Source organism: Methylobacterium isbiliense, from assembly GCF_022179325.1.
GTDB classification, from domain to species: Bacteria; Pseudomonadota; Alphaproteobacteria; order Rhizobiales; family Beijerinckiaceae; genus Methylobacterium; species Methylobacterium isbiliense.
Genome location: NZ_BPQQ01000101.1, coordinates 24,233 through 46,522, shown reverse-complemented (window position 1 = coordinate 46,522; position 22,290 = coordinate 24,233). Strand labels below are relative to the sequence as shown.

The following is a 22,290-nucleotide window of genomic DNA, read 5'->3' as shown; positions in this document are numbered from 1 at the left end:
CAAGAACCTAAGCGGACGAAGCGTTGGCTTGCCAACGCAAGTCTGCTTAGACCGACAGCCAGCGGCGCACCTGCGCCTCGACCATGCCGGAGCGGGGACCGGCCTCGACGACTTGGCCGCGGTCCATCACCGCGTAGGCATCGCAGAGGTCGCGCGCCCACTCGAAATACTGCTCGACCAGCACGATCGCCATCTCGCCCTTGGAGCGCAGATAGCTGATGGCCCGCCCGATATCCTTGATGATCGAGGGCTGGATCCCCTCGGTGGGCTCGTCGAGGACGAGCAGGCGGGGCCGGGTGACGAGGGCACGGCCGATGGCGAGCTGCTGCTGCTGCCCGCCCGAGAGGTCGCCGCCGCGCCGGTGCAGCATGTCCTTGAGCACCGGAAACAGGTCGTAGATCTCGCCCGGAACGTGGCGGTCGCGGCGCTTGAGCGGCGCGAAGCCCGTCTCGAGGTTCTCCTTGACGGTGAGCAGCGGGAAGATCTCGCGCCCCTGGGGTACGAAGGCGATGCCGCGCCGCGCCCGGTCGTAGGGGGCGAGCCGGCTGATGTCCTCGCCCGCGAGGCGCACTGCCCCCTTCGACACCGGCTGCTGGCCGACGATGGCGCGCATCAGCGAGGTCTTGCCGACGCCGTTGCGCCCGAGCACGGCGGTGACCTGACCGACCTCGGCCGTCAGCGACACGCCGCGCAGGGCCTGCGCCGCGCCGTAATGAAGGTCGATCGCGTCGACGTTGAGCATGGCCTCTCCTCGCGCCCGCTCTCCCCGGGGCATGGCCGCGCTTGCAAGGATCGCGCCGTCACACGAAATCCGATCGATCGCTCGGCGCCTGCGTTGCAGTCGCATCGCGATGCGGCTCCTGGAACGGATCGTCCGGAAACCGAATCAGAGGATCGAGGGGGTGCGGCCCGTCGCATCGGCCCGGGAGACCGGCCCGGATCGGGCGCGCGCCTGCCGGCGGCTCAGCGCCACGAGACCGCCCGCCGCCAGGGCCGCCACGCTTCCGCCGAGCGGGAACCCGATCCAGGCGAAGGCGACGCCCAGCATGCCCAACACGGCCCATGTCGCCGCTCCACCGAGGAGGGCCGCCGCCGCCAGCAGAAACATCGTCCCGTTCCTCAACGCCTATGCCGGCAGGAAGCTTAGAGAGCCAGCTTTGTTGAAGAGGACCGGACGTCGCGTTGTCAATATGCAGCAAAGCGGAGCCGTGCGAATCGCAAAGCGCGCGTCCCGGCGGTCACTCGGCGGCCTGCAGCAACCGGGCCGCCGCGCCGCCCGGCTCGACCGTGCGGATGGTGCGCAGGAGCGCTTGGCCGTAGCCGGTCTTCGCGAAGGCATGAGCGCGCGCCAGCGCCTGCTCGCGGGAGATGAATCCCTGGAGGTAGGCGATCTCCTCCAGGCAGGCGACCTGCATGCCCTGGCGGCGCTGGATCACCCGCACGAACTCGGAGGCCTCCAGCAGGCTGTCGTGCGTGCCCGTGTCCAGCCACGCATAGCCGCGCGACATGCACTCCACGTGCAGCTCCCCCCGCTCCAGGTAGGCCTGGTTCACGTCCGTGATCTCAAGCTCGCCCCGCGCCGAGGGCCGCACCGCCGCCGCGATGTCCAGCACCTGGTTGTCGTAGACGTACAAACCCGTCACCGCCCAGGTCGATTCCGGGTGCGTCGGCTTCTCCACCAGCTTCGTCGGCCGGCCCGCGGCGTCGAGGTTGACCACCCCGTAGGCCTCCGGATGATCGACATGGTAGGCGAACACCGTCGCGCCGCGGCTGCGCTCGCGCGCCCGCCCGAGCATCTGCTGCAGGCCGGCGCCGAAGAACAGGTTGTCGCCCAGGATCAAGGAGACCGGGTCGGGGCCGACGAAGTCGCGTCCGATGACGAAGGCCTGGGCCAGGCCCTCGGGCCGGGGCTGGAGGGCGTACGAGAAGGAGAGGCCGAACTGCTCGCCGGTGCCGAACAGGTGCTTGTAGTTGTCGAGGTGCTCAGGCGACGAGATGATCAGGATGTCGCGGATGCCGGCGAGCATCAGCACCGAGACCGGGTAGTAGATCATCGGCTTGTCGTAGACCGGCAGGAGCTGCTTGTTGATCGACAGCGTGGCCGGGTGGAGCCGGGTGCCGGAGCCTCCGGCCAGCACGATCCCCTTCATGATGATCTCCTTCGAGCGGGGGCCGGGACGCCGCGCATCGGTTGCCCGACACGACCCTGCGGCACGACCGGGATCTAAGCAGAGTTGCGCGGGGCAACTCTGCTGAGTTCTTGTTCTTGCATCATCTTTGCCGCCGAACCGGTGACCACTTCGGCACCTGTCGTTCGCGACCGGCGGAATGATGCTCAGGCGGACGCGGCGTCCTTGGTACGTGCGCGCACCAGGGCGGCGATCTCGTCGAGGGCGCGCAGGCTGGCGGCGTCCTCGGCGGGCCGGGCCAGCGCGGCGCGCCAGGGCCGCAGGTCGTCGGGCGACAATTCCCACCAGCGCGAGGCGAGGAGGCGGGCGCGGAGCTCCTCCGGGAACCGGTGGCGGATCACCCGCGCGGGCGCGCCGATCACCACCGCGTAGTCCGGCACGTCGCGCGTGACCACCGCGCCGGCTCCCACCACGGCGCCGATGCCGATGCGGCGGCAGCGCGGGGTGATGACCACGTAGTCGCCGATCCAGGCGTCGTGCCCCACCTCCAGGCGGGGATGCGGCTCGGGCAGGTTGGTGAAGCGGCCGTACTCGCCCTCCTCGTAGAAGGCCGGGCTGCTGCTGATGCGGTCGGTCGGGTGGTTGAACGACCAGAAGGCGGTCTGGGCCAGCGAGACGTAGCGGCCGATGACGAGGCCCTCGCGCAGATGGCGCGTCGGGTAGAGCAGCGACCCGTACGAGAAGGCGCCGGCCACCACGCGGTTGCGCTCCCACAGCACCTGCCGCAGCGTGGCACTCGTCGCCGAACCGCCCTCCCAGCGGCGGATCAGACGCCAGACCCAGCTGTCCGGCAGGCGCCGCCCGAGGATGGTGAGGAGGAAGGCGAGGCGCTTCGAGCGCCGCAGTCCCGGCTCGGACAGGTCCGGCCCGCGCGCGGCGGCGCGCGGCGCCGTGAGGCCGGCGTTCAGGGCGGGATCGATGGTGACGGGTCTCATTCACTGGCCTTTCGGGACGAGGCGGGCCGGGACGCCGGTCTCGCCGCACAGCCCGGCCCACCAGCCCGCGAGCGCCACCCGGAAGTTCCGCACCGCGCCCGCCCGGACGTATTGCAGGGTCAGGAGCAGGGTCGCGGCCGCAGCGACCGGAAAGGCGTAGGGATAGAAGCGGCGGGTGAGCAGCAGGCGGCTGCGCTCGTCGAGGAAGACCGAGATCGCCGAGCGCGATCGCCGGTCGAGGTTCGAGCCGATCGTGGCGCCGTGGTCGTGCTGCACCACCGCGTCGTGCGCGTAGCCGAGCCGGAAGGCGCCCCGGCGCAGGCACCAATCCACCTCCTCGGCATAGAGGAAGTAATCCTCGCTCATCGGGCCGACTTGGCGCACGAAGTCGCGCGTCACGTACATGGCGGCGCCCGACACGTAGTGCTGGTCGCGCTCGATCGCGTCCGGGTCGACCGGCGCCTCGGCGGCGGCGCCGAGCCCCATGTTGTAGCCGCGCCCGAGGAAGCGGCGCCAGCGCCCGCCGTAGAGCTGGACCCGGCCTGAGCCCTTGACGATGAGGCGGCTGCCCACGATGCCGTAGCCCCCCCGCCCGGCATGCGCCACCAGGGCGGCGAGCGCGTCTGGCGCCGGCTCGGTGTCCGGGTTGAGGATCCACAGGGCCGACCAATGCGGATCCGGCGCCAGGGCATCGAGGATCGCGTTGATCGCCCCCGCATAGCCGAGATTCCGCACGGCCCGGTACAGGACGACCTCCGCAATGGCGCCCGCCCGGGCCGGCCGGGCGAGGCGCATGGATCGGTCGGTGGCCTCCCCTCCCCCGGCGGAATCCGTGGAGATCGCGAATCCGAGGCCGCCGAGGGCGGCCGCCAGGGCCTCGAAAGCCTCCGGGCCGCCATTCTCGCAGATCGCCACCGTGCGCACCGGATGGGTCGAGCGATCGAGGCCGGTCAGGCAGGCCGCGATCGCCTCGGGGCAGCGGTAACCGACGATGCCCACCGCCACGCCGGTCATCGCGCGGCCTCCTGGCGGGTGAAGGCGAGGCGGTGCGCCTCGAGGAAGCGGAAGCCGCGGATGCGCAGCAGCACGCGGGCGGCGCCGAGCCGGTCGCGCAACGGCCCGATCTCGGCGGCCCGCATCGCCTTGAGGGCGTGCGGCAGGGCCGAGAGCAGAACCAGCCAAGCCCGGGCGAGCCAGGGCAGCACGCGCAGGCCGCCGGGCCGCGCCAGCAGGTAGGCCTCCCGGGTGGTGCGCCGCCACTTGCGCACGAGATCGTCCCAGGTCCGCCGCGCGGGATGGGCCACCACGGCCCCCGGCGCGTAGGCGAGGCGGTAGCCCCCCGCGCGCGCGCGGTGGCACCACTCCACGTCCTCCGACATGCCGTTGCGGAAGGGGCCGACCGCCTCGAACACGGCGCGGCGCACGAACATGTTGGCGGTGACGGTGAAGCCCTTGCGCGCGACGTAGAGGTCGTTGCGGAAGGCAAAGACGAGTTCGAACGCCTCGACCGGCGTCGGCGCGGCGGCGTTCTCGGCCACCACCCGGACGGCGCCGCCGATCACGTCGGCCCCGCCGAGCGCTGCGAGACCCCGGACGAGCCAGTCGGCCTCCGGGCGGCAATCGCTGTCGAGGAAGACCAGGATGTCGCCCCGGGCCGCCGCGACCCCGGCGTTGCGCGCGGGCCCCGCCCCCCGCTCGGGCGCATCGATCACCCGGGCCCGGCCCGCCGCCACGGCCCGCACCGCCGCGAGCCCCGCGGCCGAGCCGTTATCCGCCACCACCACCTCGACGCGGCCGGACGGCAGCGTCTGGCCCGCCAGCAAGGCGAGGCAGCGGTCGAGATTGGCGAGATCGTCGACGTGCGGGATCACCACCGAGACGAGGCCGGTCGGTGGCGCGTCAGCGGAATCGTGCATGAGTGCCTCCATGATCTCAGGCTGCCTCCGCCGGCTCGGCCGCCGGCACGGTGCGGTCCGCGGGCGCCCGCATGCGCACGAGGTCGGCGGGCGAGAGGCCGCTCAGGCGCAGGGCAACCGCGTAGACGGCGAGCCCGGCCAGCCCGTAGGCGACGCAGAGCGCGAACCAGTGCCCGACCGGCAGGGCGGCGGCCTGCGGCGCGAGGGCCGCGAGCGCCAGGAGCGCGCCCACGGGAAAGAGCACCAGGAACCACGCGAGGCGCGGCGAGAAGCCGTGCCAGCCCAGCGTGCGCCAGACGATGCCGGCGAGGACCAGGGTCTCGCCCGCCGCCAGCCCGCCCACGAAGCCCGCAAGCGAGCGGTGGAGCGGGATGGTCGCGGCGGCGATCAGCACCACCCCCGCCCCGGCGATCGAGCCCCAGAGCACGAAGCGGGTCTGGCCGGCGGCGAGGCAGGGCGGGACCGGGAAGGCGAGCAGCGTCTTGACGCTGACATCGACCGCGATGGCGCTCATCAGCGCCAGCGACGGCGTGTAGGCCGGGCCGAACACGAGGCCGATCACCGGGCGCCCGAGCGCCAGAAGCCCGAGGCCGTACGCGAAGGCCGCCAGCGACAGCCAGACCGCCCACTGGTCGTGCAGCCGCGCCCGCGCCGCCTCCGCCGGGGTGCGGGTGACGAAGGCCGGGAGGTAGACGCTGGTGAGGAACTTGATGAGCTGACCGCGGGGGATGAGCGCGATGCCCATCGCGTTGTTGTAGAGGGCGAGCACCGAGACCCCGAGCGCGCTGCCGACGAGGAGCCGGTCGCCCATGATGCTGAAGGCGTTGGCCATGCCGTTGGGGATCAGCGGGCGCCCGAACCGCTCGGCCTCGCGGGCGACCTCGCGGTTCCAGGCGAGCCGCCAGGGCCGTCGCGCCATCGCCTGCGAGACCACGACGCTGACGAGGGCGCCGCCGAGGATGCCGGCCAGCATGCAGCGGTAGTCGCGCACGACGAGGGCGATCCCCACGGCCACCAGCGTCCAGGCGAGTTGCGCGGCGACCACCGTCGCGGCGTCCGGCCCGAACTCGTAGGAGCGGGTCAGTTCCTTGACGCCGAGGTTCTGGAAGCCGCGGATGAGCGGCACGGCGGCGAGCGCCAGGAAGGCCCAGAGGGCGTGCCCGGCATCGAGCGACCAGACCACGAGCGGGGCGGCCGCCAGCAGGCCGAGGGCGATGAGGCCGGCGCGCAGCAGCGCCACCGCGTGCAGCGTGCCGTAGACCTCGTCCGGGTCGATGTCGCCGTGCCCGCGCACGGCCGAATATTGCAGGCCGATATCGGTGGCGAGTTCGGCGAAGGCCGCCACCACCGAGAGCGAGATCGCCAGCCCGTACTGGTCGGCCGGCAGGGTGTGCGAGAGCGCGACGTTGCGCGCGAAGGGAAACAGCATGTCGGCGAGGTTGGCCGACAGGAGGGTGGCCCCGGAGCGCAGGCGCGAGCGGGCCGCCATCAGCGTGCGCCCTCGGCGGCGGGGGCGAGCCGGGCGGCGGCCGGCGCGGGGGTCGGCCGGGCGGCACGGCGGATCAGTCCGGCGCTGCGCTCCCCCCAGGCGTCCCAGGTCAGCACGGCACGGGCGCGGGCGAGCGTGCTCTCGCGCAGGCGCGCATAGGCGTCGGGCGAGGACCAATGCTCCCGCACCGCCTCGACGTAGGGGCCGGGGCCGGCCTCGGGCGCGAACAGGAACCCGTTGACGCCCGGCCTCACGATCGTCGGGATGCCGCCGGTCTCGGTGGCGAGGCTCGGCAGGCCGTAGGCGCCGGCCTCGCAGAAAACGAGCCCGTAGGCCTCCTGGCGGCTCGGCACGATCAGGAAGGCGGCCCGGGCGAAGAGGTCCTGCAGGCGCCGCACCTGGTCGGGATCGCCCTTGCTGAGGAAGCCGTGGGCGACGAGGCCGGGCACGGCGGCCGCCTCGGGCGGGGGCGTGCAGCCGACCACGTGCAGTTCCGCCGCGACGCCCGCGGCGGTGAGGCCGCGCAGCACCGCGAGGGCGAGGTCGCCGCCCTTGCGCGCCCAGTCGACGCCCACGAAGAGCAGGCGGCAGACGCCGTCGCGCCGGAATGGATCCCGGGCCGGCGGATCGGCGAGGTTGGCCCCGAACGGCACCGTGTGGACGCGCTCAGCGGGCGCGCCGTAATCGTCGCGCGCCGAGGCCGCGGCCCAGTCCGAGGGGTAGAGGGCGAGCGCGGCGCCGAGGATCACCCGGCGCTCCATCGCCTCGCCGTTGCGCACCGAACGGGGCGAGAGGCCGGAGAACCAGTCGGGGTAGTAGCCGCACATGCCCCGGAAGGTGGCGTCCGAGCAGTGGACGACCGGGTAGTCGCCGACGAGGCCGGCGAGCTGCGTCGTGCTGGCGAGCCCGAACACCGCGTCGGGGCGCAGCCGGTCGAGCTGGCGGCGCAGGGCGAGCGCGTAGAGCCGCCCGAAGGCGGGCTCGCGCGCCGGGTCGGTGCGCAGGCGGCTCCCCGCCCGGCGCAGGGCCCGCTGCAGCCTCTGCATCGCCGGGCTTTGCACCGGCACGACGGTCTCGAACTGGGCGCGCAGGGCGCGCAGGCAGAAATAGGGCGTGCCGCTCCAGGCGGCGGGCGTTTCCGGCGAGCCGGGGGACAGGAAGGCGATGCGCACGGCGTCTCTCCGGTTCAGGACCGCCCGGCCGCCGGGCTCATCGCGCCCTCTGGCGCGGAATCCCGATGGGTGGGCTGGGATGGGGTCGGCGCGGAGCGCCCCCGCGGACCGAAGCGGTGGCGCAGGCCCGCCGCCGGCTGGGCGATGAGGCGGTAGGACAGGTAGGCGAGCCCGACCGTCGCGAGCCCGGCGAGCGGAGCCACTACGAGCTTCAGGTGGAGCGGGAGCAGCGCGGCCTGCGCCACGCCGAGCTGGCGCAGGACGATGTCGAGGGGAACGAAGTGCCAGAGGTAGGCGCCGTAGGAGAGCCGCCCGAGCCGGACCAGCGCCGGCCGTTCGAGCGCCGTGCGCACCCGCCCGCCGGCCTCGCTGCCGTAGAGCGCCACGAAGGCGCTCGCGAGGGCGAGGCCCTGCAGCGAGTAGCGCGCCGTTTCCCGGAACACCGGGTGGCGCAGGGCGAGCGAAGCGAGCAGGAGGGCGGCGGCGACGGCGAACAGCACTTGGCCGTGCCGCCAAGCCCAGCGCAGGCGCTCGGGGAAGCGGGCGAAGACCACCGCGAGCCAGCAGCCATAGGCGATGGAATCGAGGCGCGCGTCGCTCGCCTTGTAGGTCCAGTCGGGGTCGAGCGAGAGGCCGAGGACCACGATGAGGCGCCACACGAGCCCGAGGACCAGAACCCCGCTCAGCGCGGCGAAGAGCAGGCGCGGCCGCGGGCCGATCAGGATCAGCGCGAGCGGGAAGACGAGGTAGAAGTGCTCCTCGACGGCGAGCGACCACAGCATGTGCCAGCCCGCGCAGGCATCATAGCCGCACATGCCGACCGTGAGGTGGTAGTAGTTCGTGAAGTAGAACAGCGCGGCGATGAGTTCGACCGGGCGGATCAGGTAGCCCTGGACCCAGGCGACGCCCGCGATGATCAGCACGAAGGCAGCCATCTCGGGGGTCAGCCGCAGGGCACGCCGGATGTAGAAGTTGCGCAGGTCGATGCCGCCGGTCCGCTGCTGCTCGCGCAGCAGCAGCGTGGTGATCAGGAAGCCGCTGAGGAAGAAGAAGATGGTGACGCCGAGGCCGCCCGGCACGACGCGGCCGAAGCCGTAATGCCCGGCGAGCACGCACAGGATCGAGATCGCCCGCACCCCGTCGAGACCCGGAATGTGCGATCCCTGCAGCACGGCAGGGCCCGTCCCGGTCGGCGCGGTGCCGGTCGCGGCCGTGCCCGCCGGCCTCTCGTGTCGGGCGCAGGCGGTGCTCATGCCTTGATGTACCGCTCGTGGTAGTAGGTGCTGGGCGCCTCGCCGTAGCGCTTGAGCTGCTTGAGGCGGGCCTTGTTCAGCACCGTGCCGAGCAGGCGGTCCCAGACCACGGGCGCCGAGCGCAGGGCGTCGGCCACGAGCTCGCGCGAGGTGGCGCCCCACTCGATCACCAGCACGAAGGCGTCGATGCTGGAGGCGAGCGCGCGCACGTCGGTGACGGGCATCATCGGCGGCAGGTCGACCACGAGGTAGTCGTAGCGCTCGCGCGCCTCGGCCAGCAGCGCGCGCATCGCGGGCGAGCCCAGGATCTCGTAGGCGTCGGCCTGGGCGCCGCCCGTGGTGGCGGGCAGGAAGTCGAGGGAGAGGTCGGCGCTCCCCTGCACGGCGGCGCCGAGATCGGCCCCGTCCAGCGCGTCGGCGAGGCCGGTGACGGCCTCCGGGGCGAGGCCGCGGGTGAGCGTCGGATTGCGCAGGTCGCCGTCGATGAGCAGGACGCGCCGGCCGCTGCGGGCGATCAGCCGGGCGAGGTTGGCCGAGACCGAGGTCTTGCCCTCCCCCGGCAGGCACGAGACGACGCCGATGCAGCGCACGCCCCGCCCCTCGTGGGCCTGATCGGCCGCCACCCGGATGGCGCGCAGGGTCTCGGCCCCGATCGAGAAGGGCTGGCGCAGGACGTGGTCCCAGGCGAGGCCCGGCGCGGCCTTCCGGCCCTGACCGGCCGGGTCGCCCGCGCCCTGGCGGCCGGTCTCGTCGCGGGCGGCCGGGATGAAGCCCAGGCAGTCGCAGCCGACCGCCTCCGCCGCCTCGCGGCGCGTGCGCAGGCTGCGGTCGGCGAAGTCGACTCCGAAGCCGAGCAGCAGGCCGAGCGCGCCGCCGCCGACCAAGCCCAGCCCCATCAGCAGCGTGCGCTTGGGCGAGAACTTCTTGGTGGGCGGGGTCGCCTCGGCGATCAGCCGGGCCTCGCTGACCGGGAAGGTCTCGCGCTGCACCGTCTGGATGTAGCGCTGGGCGTAATCCTCGTAGGCCTGACGCGCCGTGCGGGCGGTGCTCTCCAGCTCCTGCAGCCGGACCTGATGGGCGCCGATGTCGCTGGTCTTGCGGAACTGCTCGTCGAGGCTCTGGCGCAACGCCGCCTCGCGCTTGCGGGCGATCTCGAGATCGCTGCGGTAGACTTCCTCGATGCGCCGCAGCTCGCTGCGCATCGATTCCATCATGTTGGCGGCGTCCCCCCGCAGGCGCTTGACCACCGGATGCTCCTCGCCGAAGCGCGAGGCGAGTTCGCTCGCCCGGGAGGTGGTCTCCAGGTATTGCTGGCGCACCTTGGTGATGACCTCGTTCGTCAGCGCGTCGGCCACCGCGAGGTCGGGCGTGGCGGCGCGGTTCACCGCGACCACGCGGTCGAGCTTGGCCTGTGCGGTCGCGGTGGTGCCCGCCGCCTCGGTGAGCATGGTGCTGATCGAGGCGAGCGCCTGATCGTCGATCGACTTGCCGTCCGCGGTCGCGATGTTGTTCTGGCGCTTGTAGGCGGCGACCGCGGCCTCGGCCCGGGTGGCCTCGCGGGCGAGATCGTCGAGCCGCTTCTTGAGCCAGCCCGCGGCCTGCTGGGTGGTGTCGCTGTTGGCCTGGATCTGGTCGCGCAGGAAGGCCTGCGCGAAGCCGTTGGCGACCCGCGCGGCCTTCTCGGGGGTCTCGGCCAGGAAACGGACCTCCATCACGAAGGTGTTCTCGACCCGGGCGGCCGAGAGGCCGCCGGCCACCGCCTCCACGGCGGCCTGCCGGCGCTCGGCCGGGCTCGGGGCGTCCGGCGCCTCTCCGGTGATCCACGCCGTGAGGCGCGCGAGCGTGCCCGGACGGGTGCCGTTGAACTCGGGATCCTCGTCGAGGTTCAGGTCGGCCACCACCGCGCGGGTGATGCGCTCGGAGCGCACCGTCTCCACGAGGCTGTCGACGCGGGCCGGGTCGAAGACCGGCTCCTGGCGGCGGCGCTCGTCCTTGGTGTCGAGGACGCTGAGGCGGCGGGGATCGACCGAGATCTCGGCGCTCGCCCGGTAGAGCGGCGTCGCCGTGTAGGCGAAGACCGTGAACACGATCCCGCCGAGGAGCGCGCAGGCGAGGATCAGCGGCAGCCGGCGGCGCAGCAGCGCGAGAACCGCGCGGATCTCGTTCTGGAGCGTCGGCCCCGACGCACCCCGCCCCGGATAGGGCGCGAGCGCGAGATCCTGATCGATGTAGGTCATGCGGGCACGGCTCCACGGGATGCGGCGCACCGGGCAGGTGCCGGGACGGTCGGGGTCACCGACCGCCCGCGGGGGCGATCGCGATCGGGGCGGGAGGGGAGCATCACGCGGCCTCCTGGCGGAGGGCCGTCTCGTCGAGGTAGGCGAGGCTGCGGATCAGCACGAGGTCGTCCGCGCGCTGGAGCATCACCGGGTCGGCCCGGTTGAGAACGACGCCGACGAGCTTGCCGGCGATCCCGGGGTTCAGCGCCATGGCGTTCTGGAGATCTTCCAGGGTGGTGTGATTCCAGCGCGTGACGAGGACGAAGGCATCGACGTGGGGCGCGAGCGCCCGGGCATCGGCGACCGGCAGCATCGGCGGCAGGTCGAGGACCACGTAGCGGTAGCCCTTGCGCCCGGCATCGAGCAGGGTCTCCAGGGCGGGCGAGGTCATGCGCTCGGCGGGATGCAGGCGGTCGCGCACCGCGCTCGACGGCAGGACGTGCAGCCCGGTCGCCTCCCGGCGGTCGATCACCTCGCGCAGCGGCGCCGTGCCGTCGAGCACCTCCTGCAGGCCGTGGCCGGCCCCTTGGCCGCCCTCTTGGCCCGCAGCCTCCGTTCCGCCCGCGTCCTGCCGCACGAGCGCGCTGAGGCGGCGGCGGCGCAGATCGAGGTCGACGAGGAGCGTCGGGCTGCCCGCCGCCGCCATCACGGAGGCGAGGTTCGAGGCCACCGTGGTGGCGCCCTCGCCGGGCAGGGCCGCGATCACGCCGAGCACGATGCCGTTGCGGCCGGGCTCCGGGGGGCGCTGCACGTCGGCGGCGAGCCGCACCCCGCGCAGGGCCTCCGCGAAGGCGCCCAGGGGATCGCGCGCGGCGAATTCGAGCGGCCGGCCCCCCGGCACGGCCCGCCCGCCGGAGCGGGCGAGGGCCGGCATCTCGCCCACCACCGCCACGCAGGGCGCGCGCACCGCCGCCTCCAGCTGCTCCCGGTCGCGCACGCGGCGAGAGGTGATCTCGCGGGCGAGCGCCACCACGCAGCCGAGGCCGAGGCCGGCCGCGAGGCCGCCCACCAGCGAGCGGAACGGGTCGGGGGAGGCCGGACGCAGGGGCGCGGAGGCCTCGCTCACCACGCGCGCCTCGGTGACCGGGTAGGTCTGTTCCTGCGCGGCCTCGGTGAAGCGGAACATGAAGGCGTCGCGCATCGCCTTGTAGGTGTCGGCCTTGCTCTGGAGCTGGGCGAGTTCGACCCGGATCGCCTGGGCGCGGCCCGAGCGGGCGGCGAGGTCCTCGAGGCCGCGGCTGATCGCCTCCTCGTTGAGCTTGGCCACGGCCGCGTCGCTGCGGGTACCCGCCGCGAGGCGCCGGAACTCCTCGGCGATGGAGTTCTGCACCTCGCGCAGCTCCGCGCGGGCGCGCTCGACGGATTCGTGCGTCGGGCCGTAGCGGTCGGTGTTCTCGGCGATGCGCTGGCTCACCTGCGCCCGCTTCTGGCGCAGCGCCACGATGACGGTGTTGCGGAACTCGTCCGCCACCGCCCCCTGCGCGCCGTTGCGCAGGATCGCCTCGATCTGCTCCAGCTTGGCTTCGGCCTGGGCGCGGTCGCTGCGGGCGGTGATCAGGCGGGTACTGAGCTCGCCGAGCTGCTGCTCGTCCACGAACTTGCCGTCGACCAGCATGATCTCGTTGCGAGCGCGATACTCCACCGCGGCCTTCTCGGCCTCGCCGGCCTGGGCCTGGAGATCGGCGACGCGCCGCCGGTACCAGTCGTTGGCGCTGCCCGCCGTCTCCTGCTTGGCGGCGAGCTGGTCGTCGATGTAGGCGCGGGCGATGCCGTTGGCGATCCGGGCGGACTTGGCGGCGTCCCGCGTCAGGGCGCGCACCTCGATCACGTAGGAGACGCCGACGCGCACCGCGCGCAGGCGCTTGCCCATCGCCTCGATCGCCACGCGCCGGCGCGCCTCGTCGGTCTCGGGCGCCGCCTCGGCGAGGCCCGCCAGGGCGAGCAGGCGCGAGACGCCGGAGGAGGCCTCGACGAATTCGGGATCCCGGTCGAGGCCGAGGTCGCGGACCACGGTCCCGACCACGCCGTCGGAGGTCATGATCGTCGCCTGGCTGTCGACCGCCGAGTCGTTGACCTTGTTGTTGATCGCGAGCTGGTCCTGGCCGATGTCGGCGAGGCGGCGGAAATCCACCAGGATGCGGGCGGTCGCGAGGTACTGGGGCGTCGCCGCGGCGAGGTAGGCGCCGCCGAGCGCGAGGCCGGCCAGCGCGAGGCCGGCGATGATCCGCCAGCGCCGTCTTGCGACCGAGATCAGGTAGGAGACGTCCCCGGGATCGCTGATCCGGCGGCGGATCGTCGGCTTGGTGGACGCGGGCGCCGCGGGGCGCGCTCCGGAGGCGGATCGGTCAAGCATCGGCGCGACGCACCTCCTCGGCGAGGGGCCGGCGCAGCGCGGCGCCGGCCGGGCGGGCGAGGCGCGCGGGGAGCCGGGCGGCGAGGCCGCCCGCGCCGTCCTCGCCGCGCGCGGCCGGGCCGAGGTAGCGCGCCTCCGAGAGACCGGCGCGGATGCCGATCAGGAGCGCGAACCACGCCCAGGCGGTGCCCCAGAAGAACACCGTGAAGGAGATGAAGCAGAGCTGCACCAGCGCGATGGTCAGGGCCTTGCGGGCCTGCGCGTGCCAGGGATCGTCGCGGCGCGGCGTGGCGCGCGGGGTCCAGACGAAGAAGGCGCTCGGCACCGAGAGCGCGAGCAGCGCCGTGCCGACATAGCCCGCATTGAGCGCCTGGGCGAGCCAGAGGGCGTCGACGCTCGACACCATGGTGGACAGCCGCACCCAGTCGCGGGTGCCGATGCCGAAGAACGGCGAAGCCTGCAGGTTGTAGGCGACCCATTCCCAGATCAGGAAGCGATAGACGCCCGTCTGGGGGTCGAGGGTGAACAGGTCGATGAGCGTGCGCAGCGGATCGTCGACCAGCAGCAGCAGCATCGCGAGCCCGTACAGCAGCACGCCGACGAAGGCCGTCCAGCGCCAGGTCGCGTGGCAGAGCAGCCGGTCGTAGGTGACGAAGCCGACGAACAGCATGAAGGCGAGGAGCGGCGCCGAAGACAGGGCCGAGAGGGCGCCGGCGAGGCAGAGGGCGACGGCCGCCGCCTTCAGGGTCGGGCTGTCGAGGAGGTGGTAGAGCAGCGTCGCGCAGGTCGCGAAGAAGGTGCCGAACAGGATGGCGTGCTCGAACGACGCCCGCGCCCGCGGCAGCCCGAAGCGGTACTGCGTCATGTAGAGGGCACCCCGGTCGACGCCGAAGACCTGACGGGCGATGCGTGCGAAGATGTTCTCCCCCGAGGCGAGGTCGATCATCGCCATGAGGAGCAGGATGCCGGCCACCACCAGGAGGACGCGCGCGAAGGGCTCCAGCCCCGCGCGGGTGCCGAACAGGCAGCGGCCGGCGAGGTAGGCGCTCAGGAACTCCACCGGGCGCAGCCCGCTGGCGCTCGCCACCGCGGCCGGGCCCTGGGTGACCACGAGCGCCAGCTCCATCCACAGGACGAGGAGGAGCACGACCACGTCGGACATCACCGGCACGTAGCCGCCGCGGGTGAGCTTGCGCCCCAGCACCATGAGGCTCCAGGGCAGGAGCACGAGCAGCGCGATGCGCAGGCTGGTGAGCACGATCCCGGCCTTGATCGCCGCCTCGCTCGGGAAGAGCAGGCCGCCGAGCAGGATGGCGGCACAGACCAGCGCGGCGCGCGGCTCGGGCCGGTACCCCGCGGGCGCCGCGGCGCGCAGCCGGGCGGAGCGGCGCGCCGTGGGCAGGCCCGCCGGGCTCAGGGTGGTCAGGGCCGCAGCCGTCGGGGTCATTCTCACCTCAATCGGACGGGCGAACGGGACGAGGGTCCGGGCGGCGGGTGGCCGCGCGCCCGACCGGCTCTGGGGTTCTCGACAGGCCGCCGACGCGGCGTGGCACTCAGTAGGCGTCGTGCTTGAGGACCTGGACGGCCGTCATCACGATCAGCTTGAGGTCGAGCCAGAGGCTCCAGCGGTTGACGTAGGCGATGTCGTGCTCCACGCGCCGCTCCATGTGATCGACGGTCGGGGTCTCGCCGCGGCAGCCGCTCACCTGCGCAAGGCCCGTGATGCCGGGCTTGACGTGGTGGCGGAAGGCGTAGTTCGCGATCAGCCGGGTGTATTCGTCGTCATGGGCGAGCGCGTGCGGGCGCGGGCCGACGAGGGACATGTCGCCCCGGATCACGTTGAGGAGCTGGGGCAGCTCGTCGATGCTGGAGCTGCGCAGGAAGCGGCCGACCCGGGTGATGCGGGCGTCGTCCCGCCGCGCCTGCCGGACGACCGCCCCGTCGTCGAGCGTCGTCATCGTGCGGAACTTGTAGATCCGGAAGCGCCGGCCGCTGAAGCCGATCCGGGTCTGGCGGAAAAGGACCGGGCCCGGGCTGTCGAGGCGCACCGCCACCGCCACCGCCGCGAGGAGCGGCAGCAGGGCGACGAGGGCGCAGGCGGCGACGGCGAGGTCGAACAGGCGCTTGGCCGCCTGCTCGCCGAGGCTCAGCGGGCTGCGCTGCACCTCGACGGCCGGCACCGAGCCGATCTGGGTGAGCGGGTTGGAGAGCAGGCTGCGCAGGCCGTGATCGGCCACGAGCAGGACCGGCAGCGGCAGCACCCGCAGGCGCGCCAGCACCTCGTTGAGTTCGCCGAAGCGCGACCAGTTGAGGCAGATCAGGATCTGGTCCACCCGCTCGGCCCGCGCCCGCCCGATCGCCGCCGCCGCGCAGGCCTCGATGTCGCCCCCCGGGAAGTCGCAGGCGATCACGTCGACGATGCGGGTGCCCGAATCCCGCAGGCGCCGCTGCAGGCCGAGGCTCAGCGCCTCCCCGCGCTCGCCGATGAGCAGGACGCGCCGCTCCACCACGCGGTGCTCGCGCACCGCCCGGCGCGCCAGCGCACGGACGCCCGCCCGGCCGGCGCAGACCGCGAGCGGGCCGGCCGCGACCAGGGTGACGAAGAAGCCCCGCGAGACATCGCTGCCGGCCTTCAGCAGGAAGGCGAGCCCCATCAGGATCGCGGCGGCGATGAACCACGTCGAGAGGATATCGGCGACGCCGAGGCCCCGCGCGGTCAGCCGCTCCAGGGCGTACTGCCCCCGGGCGTGCATCCGGATCGCGAACAGGGAGGCGAGCACGGCGCCCGCCGCGACGCATCCGTCGACCGGACCGAGCGTGCCGAACGCGGCCCAATGATAGAGGAAGCCGGCGGCGGCGGCGGCCGACATGATCGCCAGGATGTCGGCCAGACAGGCGGCGAGGCTGAGAAGCGGAACCGGGAGGGTGAGGGTCTGTCGCCTGTCGATCGGCTGCGGCGCATGGCGGGCATGGGCGCGGTACGGTTCGAACGAGGCCACCATTGCTGAGTCCCTGCTTACTGGTCCGCCCGGCTTCCTCGCGGATCCGCGACATACCGCACTGCACAACCGCTCTGGATGAGGCCGGACGTTATCGGCTAGGGTCGGCCCTAGGAAGCCTAAAAATTAATCATATTTTGCCTAATAATTAGTCATATTTGGTCTAAGTTGGTTTATTTTTCGGGGTTGACGCGGCCCGCTCCCAGATCGCACGATTACTGCGGTGCGATAGAGCCAAGCTCGGCAATCGATCGGACTGCCCCAGTCCACGTCACATCATGCCGTGTCCGCCGGAGAGCTTAGCCGGCGCCACGACGACGGTCGCATCCCAATTCCTGCGCGGAAAGAGGATTCAAGGCATGAATGTCAGTGTGTTCGGCCTCGGCTACGTCGGCACCGTATGCTCGGCCTGCTTGGCGCATATGGGCCATCACGTCGTCGGCGTGGACCTGAATCAGACGAAGGTCGACCTGCTGACGAGCGGCAGAGCGCCGATCGTCGAGAAGGACGTGGCCGAATACGTGGCCGATGCCGTCGCGGCCGGAAACCTGCGCGCGACGATGGATGTCGAGGAGGCCGCCCTCGACACCGACCTGTCGCTGATCTGCGTCGGAACGCCGAGCCGCCCGAATGGTTCCCTCGACACGAGTGCGGTCGAGACGGTGGCGCGCCAGATCGGCAAGGCGATCGCGGGCAAGAACGCCTACCACTCGATCGTGGTGCGCTCGACCGTCCTGCCGGGCACCGTGCGCGGACGGGTCCTGCCGATCCTGGAACAGGAGATCGGCGGGCAGGTCGGTGAGCGGTTCGGCCTGGCGAGCAATCCCGAATTCATGCGCGAGGGCACCGCGATCGCGGATTTCTACGATCCGCCCAAGACGGTGATCGGCGAGATCGACCCCGAGACCGCCGAGCGGCTCGTCGGGCTCTACGACGGGCTGCCCGGCCCGACCTTCCGCACCTCGCTCGAAATCGCCGAGATGGCGAAGTACGCCGACAACGTCTGGCACGCGCTGAAGGTGACGTTCGGCAACGAGATCGGGGCGATCTGCAAGCAGACCGGCATCGACAGCCACGCCCTGATGGAGATGTTCTGCGCCGACGAGAAGCTCAACATCTCGAAGGCCTATCTCAAGCCGGGCTTCGCCTTCGGCGGCTCGTGCCTGCCCAAGGACACCCGCGCGCTCGCCCACCACGCGCTTTCGCACGACCTCGATCTGCCGGTGATCGCCAATATCGGCCGCAGCAACCGCCAGCAGATCGAGCGTGGCACCGAGTGGATCCTGGAGACCGGCGCCAAGCGCGTCGCCTTCCTGGGCTTCAGCTTCAAGGCCGGCACCGACGATCTGCGCGAGAGCCCCTATCTCGAGATCATCGAGCGGCTGATCGGCAAGGGGTGTCAGGTCCGGATCTTCGACCGGAACGTCGAACTCGCCCGGCTCACGGGGGCCAACCGCAACTACCTGTACGGGGTGATCCCGCACATCGCCGATCTGATGGTCGGCTCGATCGAGGAGGCGGTGGCGGATGCCGAGGCGGTGGTGGTGACCGCGAAGTCGCCCGAGTACCGCGCGGTGGCCGACCTCCTCGGTCCCGACCAGCGCATCCTCGACTTCGCGCGCCTGCCCGAGGCCGAGGCGCTGGAGGACCGTTACGACGGCTTCCTGTGGTAGGCCGATGCGCAGGATCCTGATCATCGTCGAGAACCTGCCGGTCCCCTTCGACCGGCGGGTGTGGTCGGAGGCGACCGCCTTGCGCCGGGCCGGCTACGAGGTCTCGGTCATCTGCCCCACCGGCCGCGACGCGCAGGCGCGCCACGAGGTCATCGAGGGGGTCCATATCTACCGGCATCCGCTGCCGGTCGAGGGGCACGGCGCGCTCGGCTACCTCGCCGAGTACTCCGCCGCCCTGTTCTGGGAGTTCCGGCTCGCCCTCCGGGTGCTGCGCGAGCGCGGCTTCGATGCCATCCACGCCTGCAACCCGCCCGACCTGATCTTCCTCGTCGGCGGCTTCTTCAAGCTGTTCGGCAAGAAGTTCGTGTTCGACCACCACGACATCAACCCGGAACTCTACGAGGCGAAGTTCGGGCGCCGGGACTGGGGCTGGCGGCTGATGCTGCTGCTCGAGCGCCTGACCTTCCGGACCGCCGACGTGTCGATTGCCACGAACGGCTCCTACCGGGAGATCGCCATCACCCGCGGCGGCATGGACCCGGCGCGCGTGCACGTGGTGCGCTCGGGTCCGAGCCTGGCGCGCATCCGCGAGTTGCCGCCCGACCCGCACTGGCGCAACGGGCGCGCTCACCTCGTCGGCTATGTCGGGGTGATCGGGCAGCAGGAGGGCATCGACCTGCTGCTCGAAGCGGCGCGCCACGTCGTAGTCGAGCGCGGGCGCACCGACGTGCAGTTCGTGATCGTCGGCGGCGGGCCGGCGCTCGCCGAGATGGAGCGCGCCTGCGCCGGGATGGGCCTGTCGGACTACGTCACCTTCACCGGCCGGGTGACGGACGAGGTGCTGTTCAGCGCGCTCTCGACGGCGGATGTCTGCGTCAACCCGGACCGGCCGAACGCCATGAACGACAAGTCCACCATGAACAAGATCATGGAGTACATGGCGCTCGCCAAGCCGATCGTGCAGTTCGACCTCACGGAGGGCCGCGTCTCGGCCGGGGCCGCCTCGCTCTACGCCCGCAACACCGAACCGGCGGATTTCGGCGACAAGATCCTCGACCTCCTCGCCGATCCGGCCCGGCGGGCCGAGATGGGCGCGTTCGGGCGGCGGCGCGTGCGCGAGGAGCTGGCCTGGACCTACGAGGAGCCCAAGCTGCTGGCCGCCTACGCCCAGCTCTTCGCCGGCGAGGACGTGCCCCGGGCGGCCTGGAGCGAGGCCTGCTCGCCCGCCCGGCCCGGGCGGTCCCTGCCGCGCGGCACGGATGGTCAGGGGTGAGCGCGGTGCCGCCTACAGCACCTCGATCGACCGGTCCGAGACCAGGAGACAGGTGAGGACGCCGGTATAGACCGCGCCGGTGTCGAGATTGATGCGGTTGAAGCGGAAATCGGGCGCGGCCACCGGCGTGTGCCCGTGCACCACGAGGAGGCCATGATCGCGCGTGGACGACAGGAACGGCTCGCGGATCCAGAGCAGGTCCGCCTCGTCCTGCCGCTCGATCAGGCGGCCGGGACGGATGCCCGCATGGACGAACAGCAGCGCCCCGATCGTGTAGGCGACCGGCAGGCCAGCCAGGAAGGCGCGGTGGTGCGCCGGCAGCGCCCGGCGCAGGTGCTGCTGCAGCGCGGCGAGGTCCGCCGCCGCGGGCTCCTGGTTGCGCGGCAGCGGGCAGCCGTAGGCGCGCAGGGTGGCGTCGCCGCCCCAGCCGAGCCAGGAGCGCAGCACCGCGCGGTCGTCGAGGGCACCGAGCAGCAGCGCCTCGTGGTTGCCGCGCAGGCAGACCGTCTCCCGCTCCCGCCCGCGGGCGATCAATCGATCGAGCACCGCCGGGCTGTCCGGGCCGCGGTCGACGTAGTCTCCGAGATAGATCTCCAGCGGGCGCAGGCCCCGGGCGCCCGCCACGGCGTCGAGGCGCGCCTGCGCGTCGGCCAGGAGGTCGTCGCGGCCGTGGATGTCGCCGAACACCGCCAGCGAGCGCCCGCCGAGGGCCGGCCAGTAGACGAGGCCGTCGCCGGGCCGGCGGCGCCACTCGTCCATCAGGGAGAGCCTCGGATGCGAGGCTCCCGGGTCCGGGGCGGCGACACGCTTCACCGCACGATCTCCCGAACCTCCCCCGCGCCGCGCCGCGCCGGGCGCGACGCCCCGATCGCCCGGCCGCCGGGCTTCTACACCAGCCTGCACCGCACGCGGAAGATGACCGGCAGGCCGGCCCCGGCGCTCGGGCGGGGCGGATGCGGCCGGCCGGCGTGCGAGGCCGGCATCGATGCAGCCCGGAGGGAATCCCCCCGGGCCGCGGCCGTCGGAGCGTCGGCTACAGCCGGGGTGGCTCGAGCCGCAGCACCGTCCGCAGGTAGGATTGCCGCGACCGCATCAGCGCGAGCGCGTTTTCCGTCCGTCCCAAGGCCAGCAGGGCGGTCTCCCGCTTCTGTCCGCACCGCGCCAATTGCTCGATCTGGCCGAGCTGCGCGCGGCGCCGCTCCTCGTGATCGCTGATGGCGTGGCTCAGCGCCAGCATGGTCGCTTCGAACGGCTCCGCGGCGGAGCCGGTCGACTGCTCGTGGCCGGTCGGGGAAAGGTCGATCGTCAATCGTTCAGGCTCCCAGGGTGTGAGGGTTCACCGAGGCGCCTTGGAACGGCATGACGACCGGACCGTTCCTGCGGCATCGCACCACGCCTGCGTGCAGTGCAGCCGGTCTGCACGCAGGGCGTCAGGGCCGCTCGCTCCGCGGGCGCGGGCTGCCCTCCGGGTTGAGCACCGCGCTCGCATTGCCCCCGAGCCAGACGTGCCAGGCCGGGCGTGCCCGCGCCTCGGTCGCCAGGGCGTCGAGATCAGCGGCGAGGTCGGGGTCGCGCGGGCGCAGCCAGGGCAGGACCGGGTCGATCCAGGCCAGCGACTGGCGGTCCCGGGTGGGCAGCTGCCGGGCGCGCGCGATCTCCTGCGCCTTGCCCGGATCGCGGGTCCCGGCCGCCGTGAAGGCGAGCATGCGCCGGAACGCCGTCTCCTGCGCGGCATCGAGGGCGATGCCGTTGGCGTCGGCGTAGCGCACCAGCACCACGAGGGCGAGCGCCGCGAAGTGCTGGTAGAACAGGGCGCGCTCGCCGCGGGCCATCTCCTTGCGCAGGGCGCCGTTCGCGTCGATGTCGTCGAGGCCCCGCCGCAGGGCCGCGACCGCGAAGTCCCGCATGGCGGGATCGTTCAGCACCGCACCCGCGAGTCCGACCCCAACGCCGGCCCAGTAGAGGTGGTTGGCGCCGTGCCGGGACCATTGGTTGTCGGCCCCGTACTCGTCCATGACCGACCGGGCGAGCCGCGCCATCCAGGCGCGGGACGCGGCCCCGTCGGCGCCGCCGGGGCCGGGCGCCACCTTGAGCATCACCGCCGCGACGTTGGCGAGGTGCCACGCCCGGGTCATCACGGCTTGGTGCCGGCCGAGTTCGTCGTTGCGCTCGGACCCGGCGAAGAGCGCGTCCCGGCGCGCCCAGACGGCGATCTGGTGCAGGGCGCAGCGGGCGAGGTCGGGATTGGCCGGCCGGCTCGCCACCGCCTGGTCGGCGAGCCGGGCGAGCGCGGTGGCGAAGGCCATCAGCCGCCCGCCGCGATCGGCCTCGTGGCGCTCCCGCTCGGCGCTGACGCGCGACTGGGTCGGGTCCTTCGGATCGTAGCGCGACTGCAGGCCGGCCATGTCCGCCACGGGCTCGACCGGGGCCGGGCAGGCGGCCGCACCGGCGGGCTGCCCGCGCAGTGCCCGTGCCCCCTCCACCGCGAAGCCCGAGACGACGGCCGGCGACGCGGCGCGTCCGGGCAGGGTCGCACCGAGGCAGGCCAGCACGGCGAGCGGGGTCATGAGCGGGCGCATCATGCAAGACATCTCCACGATCGGGGACGGGGCGAGCAGGCCGCAGCCGCCGGGCGGCAATCGGGCCTGCCGCGCCCTTCGAGCATCAGTCTAACTCAGCAATGTGCAGACCGTCTACGGGCTATTTCTGGATATTCTTGCCATGATGCGATGTATTCTACACGGTACACGCTGATTCAA

Annotated in this window: 18 protein-coding genes; 2 read left to right on the top strand and 16 right to left on the bottom strand. The window is 72.6% G+C overall.

Going from position 1 to position 22,290, the window contains the following annotated elements:
* Window positions 1-46 precede the first annotated feature (46 nt).
* From urtE to MFF61_RS30575, 13 genes are all read right to left on the bottom strand, one after another.
* The gene (gene urtE, locus MFF61_RS30635; protein WP_238241471.1) at window positions 47-742 is read right to left on the bottom strand and encodes an urea ABC transporter ATP-binding subunit UrtE; all 696 of its coding nucleotides are present in this window, start codon (window positions 740-742) and stop codon (window positions 47-49) included.
* A gap of 144 nt (window positions 743-886) precedes the next feature.
* Window positions 887-1,108 (bottom strand): hypothetical protein, encoded by a 222-nt coding sequence (locus MFF61_RS30630; protein WP_238241470.1) that lies wholly within the window; start codon window positions 1,106-1,108, stop codon window positions 887-889.
* A gap of 130 nt (window positions 1,109-1,238) precedes the next feature.
* The gene (gene rfbA, locus MFF61_RS30625; protein WP_238241469.1) at window positions 1,239-2,150 is read right to left on the bottom strand and encodes a glucose-1-phosphate thymidylyltransferase RfbA; all 912 of its coding nucleotides are present in this window, start codon (window positions 2,148-2,150) and stop codon (window positions 1,239-1,241) included.
* A gap of 185 nt (window positions 2,151-2,335) precedes the next feature.
* A complete protein-coding gene (locus tag MFF61_RS33955) occupies window positions 2,336-3,124 on the bottom strand; it encodes an LbetaH domain-containing protein (protein WP_283206057.1) in 789 nt (262 codons plus the stop codon).
* The gene (locus tag MFF61_RS30615) at window positions 3,125-4,138 is read right to left on the bottom strand and encodes a glycosyltransferase family 2 protein (RefSeq protein WP_238241468.1); all 1,014 of its coding nucleotides are present in this window, start codon (window positions 4,136-4,138) and stop codon (window positions 3,125-3,127) included.
* Entirely contained in the window at window positions 4,135-5,040 is a 906-nt protein-coding gene (locus tag MFF61_RS30610; RefSeq protein ID WP_238241467.1) for a glycosyltransferase family 2 protein, read from the bottom strand. Before MFF61_RS30610 ends, MFF61_RS30615 begins: the two co-directional genes overlap by 4 nt.
* 16 nt (window positions 5,041-5,056) lie before the next feature.
* On the bottom strand, window positions 5,057-6,529 hold the full coding sequence (locus MFF61_RS30605) for an oligosaccharide flippase family protein (protein ID WP_238241466.1): 1,473 nt from the start codon (window positions 6,527-6,529) through the stop codon (window positions 5,057-5,059).
* Entirely contained in the window at window positions 6,529-7,701 is a 1,173-nt protein-coding gene (locus tag MFF61_RS30600) for a glycosyltransferase family 4 protein (RefSeq protein ID WP_238241465.1), read from the bottom strand. Before MFF61_RS30600 ends, MFF61_RS30605 begins: the two co-directional genes overlap by 1 nt.
* 14 nt (window positions 7,702-7,715) lie before the next feature.
* Window positions 7,716-8,873, bottom strand: coding sequence for an acyltransferase family protein (locus MFF61_RS30595; RefSeq protein ID WP_238241464.1), 1,158 nt, complete (start codon window positions 8,871-8,873; stop codon window positions 7,716-7,718).
* Window positions 8,874-8,950: 77 nt separating this feature from the next.
* A complete protein-coding gene (locus MFF61_RS30590; protein ID WP_238241463.1) occupies window positions 8,951-11,191 on the bottom strand; it encodes an AAA family ATPase in 2,241 nt (746 codons plus the stop codon).
* 103 nt (window positions 11,192-11,294) lie between these two features.
* Window positions 11,295-13,586 carry a Wzz/FepE/Etk N-terminal domain-containing protein gene (locus MFF61_RS30585; protein WP_238241462.1) on the bottom strand — a complete coding sequence of 764 codons (2,292 nt, stop codon included), beginning with the start codon at window positions 13,584-13,586 and terminating at the stop codon, window positions 11,295-11,297.
* Window positions 13,579-15,033, bottom strand: coding sequence for an O-antigen ligase family protein (locus tag MFF61_RS30580; protein WP_238241461.1), 1,455 nt, complete (start codon window positions 15,031-15,033; stop codon window positions 13,579-13,581). The genes MFF61_RS30585 and MFF61_RS30580 overlap by 8 nt, the downstream gene beginning before the upstream one ends.
* Before the next feature lie 106 nt (window positions 15,034-15,139).
* On the bottom strand, window positions 15,140-16,588 hold the full coding sequence (locus MFF61_RS30575; RefSeq protein WP_283206056.1) for an undecaprenyl-phosphate glucose phosphotransferase: 1,449 nt from the start codon (window positions 16,586-16,588) through the stop codon (window positions 15,140-15,142).
* 356 nt (window positions 16,589-16,944) lie between these two features.
* On the opposite strand from MFF61_RS30575, the gene MFF61_RS30570 reads away from it, so the two are divergent.
* Together MFF61_RS30570 and MFF61_RS30565 are read left to right on the top strand one after the other, a co-directional pair.
* Window positions 16,945-18,258, top strand: a complete 1,314-nt coding sequence (locus MFF61_RS30570) for a nucleotide sugar dehydrogenase (protein ID WP_238241460.1) — start codon at window positions 16,945-16,947, stop codon at window positions 18,256-18,258.
* A gap of 4 nt (window positions 18,259-18,262) precedes the next feature.
* Window positions 18,263-19,531: a glycosyltransferase family 4 protein gene (locus tag MFF61_RS30565; RefSeq protein ID WP_238241459.1), complete on the top strand. Its 1,269-nt coding sequence runs from the start codon at window positions 18,263-18,265 to the stop codon at window positions 19,529-19,531.
* A gap of 12 nt (window positions 19,532-19,543) precedes the next feature.
* Here the strand turns inward: MFF61_RS30565 and MFF61_RS30560 are convergent, their stop codons facing one another.
* The 3 genes from MFF61_RS30560 to MFF61_RS30550 all read right to left on the bottom strand — a co-directional run bounded on the left by MFF61_RS30560 (window position 19,544) and on the right by MFF61_RS30550 (window position 22,113).
* Window positions 19,544-20,344, bottom strand: a complete 801-nt coding sequence (locus MFF61_RS30560) for a metallophosphoesterase (protein WP_238241458.1) — start codon at window positions 20,342-20,344, stop codon at window positions 19,544-19,546.
* Window positions 20,345-20,564: 220 nt separating this feature from the next.
* A complete protein-coding gene (locus tag MFF61_RS30555; RefSeq protein WP_238241457.1) occupies window positions 20,565-20,840 on the bottom strand; it encodes a hypothetical protein in 276 nt (91 codons plus the stop codon).
* A 121-nt stretch (window positions 20,841-20,961) separates the two neighbouring features.
* A complete protein-coding gene (locus MFF61_RS30550; RefSeq protein ID WP_238241456.1) occupies window positions 20,962-22,113 on the bottom strand; it encodes an alginate lyase family protein in 1,152 nt (383 codons plus the stop codon).
* Window positions 22,114-22,290 lie beyond the last annotated feature (177 nt).

Excerpts from the sequence above, each read along its gene's own strand:
- urtE (WP_238241471.1), bottom strand. The coding sequence starts at position 742 with ATGCTCAACGTCGACGCGATCGACCTTCATTACGGCGCGGCGCAGGCC.
- MFF61_RS30630 (WP_238241470.1), bottom strand. The coding sequence starts at position 1,108 with ATGTTTCTGCTGGCGGCGGCGGCCCTCCTCGGTGGAGCGGCGACATGG.
- rfbA (WP_238241469.1), bottom strand. The coding sequence starts at position 2,150 with ATGAAGGGGATCGTGCTGGCCGGAGGCTCCGGCACCCGGCTCCACCCG.
- MFF61_RS33955 (WP_283206057.1), bottom strand. The coding sequence starts at position 3,124 with ATGAGACCCGTCACCATCGATCCCGCCCTGAACGCCGGCCTCACGGCG.
- MFF61_RS30615 (WP_238241468.1), bottom strand. The coding sequence starts at position 4,138 with ATGACCGGCGTGGCGGTGGGCATCGTCGGTTACCGCTGCCCCGAGGCG.
- MFF61_RS30610 (WP_238241467.1), bottom strand. The coding sequence starts at position 5,040 with ATGCACGATTCCGCTGACGCGCCACCGACCGGCCTCGTCTCGGTGGTG.
- MFF61_RS30605 (WP_238241466.1), bottom strand. The coding sequence starts at position 6,529 with ATGGCGGCCCGCTCGCGCCTGCGCTCCGGGGCCACCCTCCTGTCGGCC.
- MFF61_RS30590 (WP_238241463.1), bottom strand. The coding sequence starts at position 11,191 with ATGACCTACATCGATCAGGATCTCGCGCTCGCGCCCTATCCGGGGCGG.
- MFF61_RS30585 (WP_238241462.1), bottom strand. The coding sequence starts at position 13,586 with ATGCTTGACCGATCCGCCTCCGGAGCGCGCCCCGCGGCGCCCGCGTCC.
- MFF61_RS30580 (WP_238241461.1), bottom strand. The coding sequence starts at position 15,033 with ATGACCCCGACGGCTGCGGCCCTGACCACCCTGAGCCCGGCGGGCCTG.
- MFF61_RS30575 (WP_283206056.1), bottom strand. The coding sequence starts at position 16,588 with ATGGTGGCCTCGTTCGAACCGTACCGCGCCCATGCCCGCCATGCGCCG.
- MFF61_RS30570 (WP_238241460.1), top strand. The coding sequence starts at position 16,945 with ATGAATGTCAGTGTGTTCGGCCTCGGCTACGTCGGCACCGTATGCTCG.
- MFF61_RS30565 (WP_238241459.1), top strand. The coding sequence starts at position 18,263 with ATGCGCAGGATCCTGATCATCGTCGAGAACCTGCCGGTCCCCTTCGAC.
- MFF61_RS30550 (WP_238241456.1), bottom strand. The coding sequence starts at position 22,113 with ATGATGCGCCCGCTCATGACCCCGCTCGCCGTGCTGGCCTGCCTCGGT.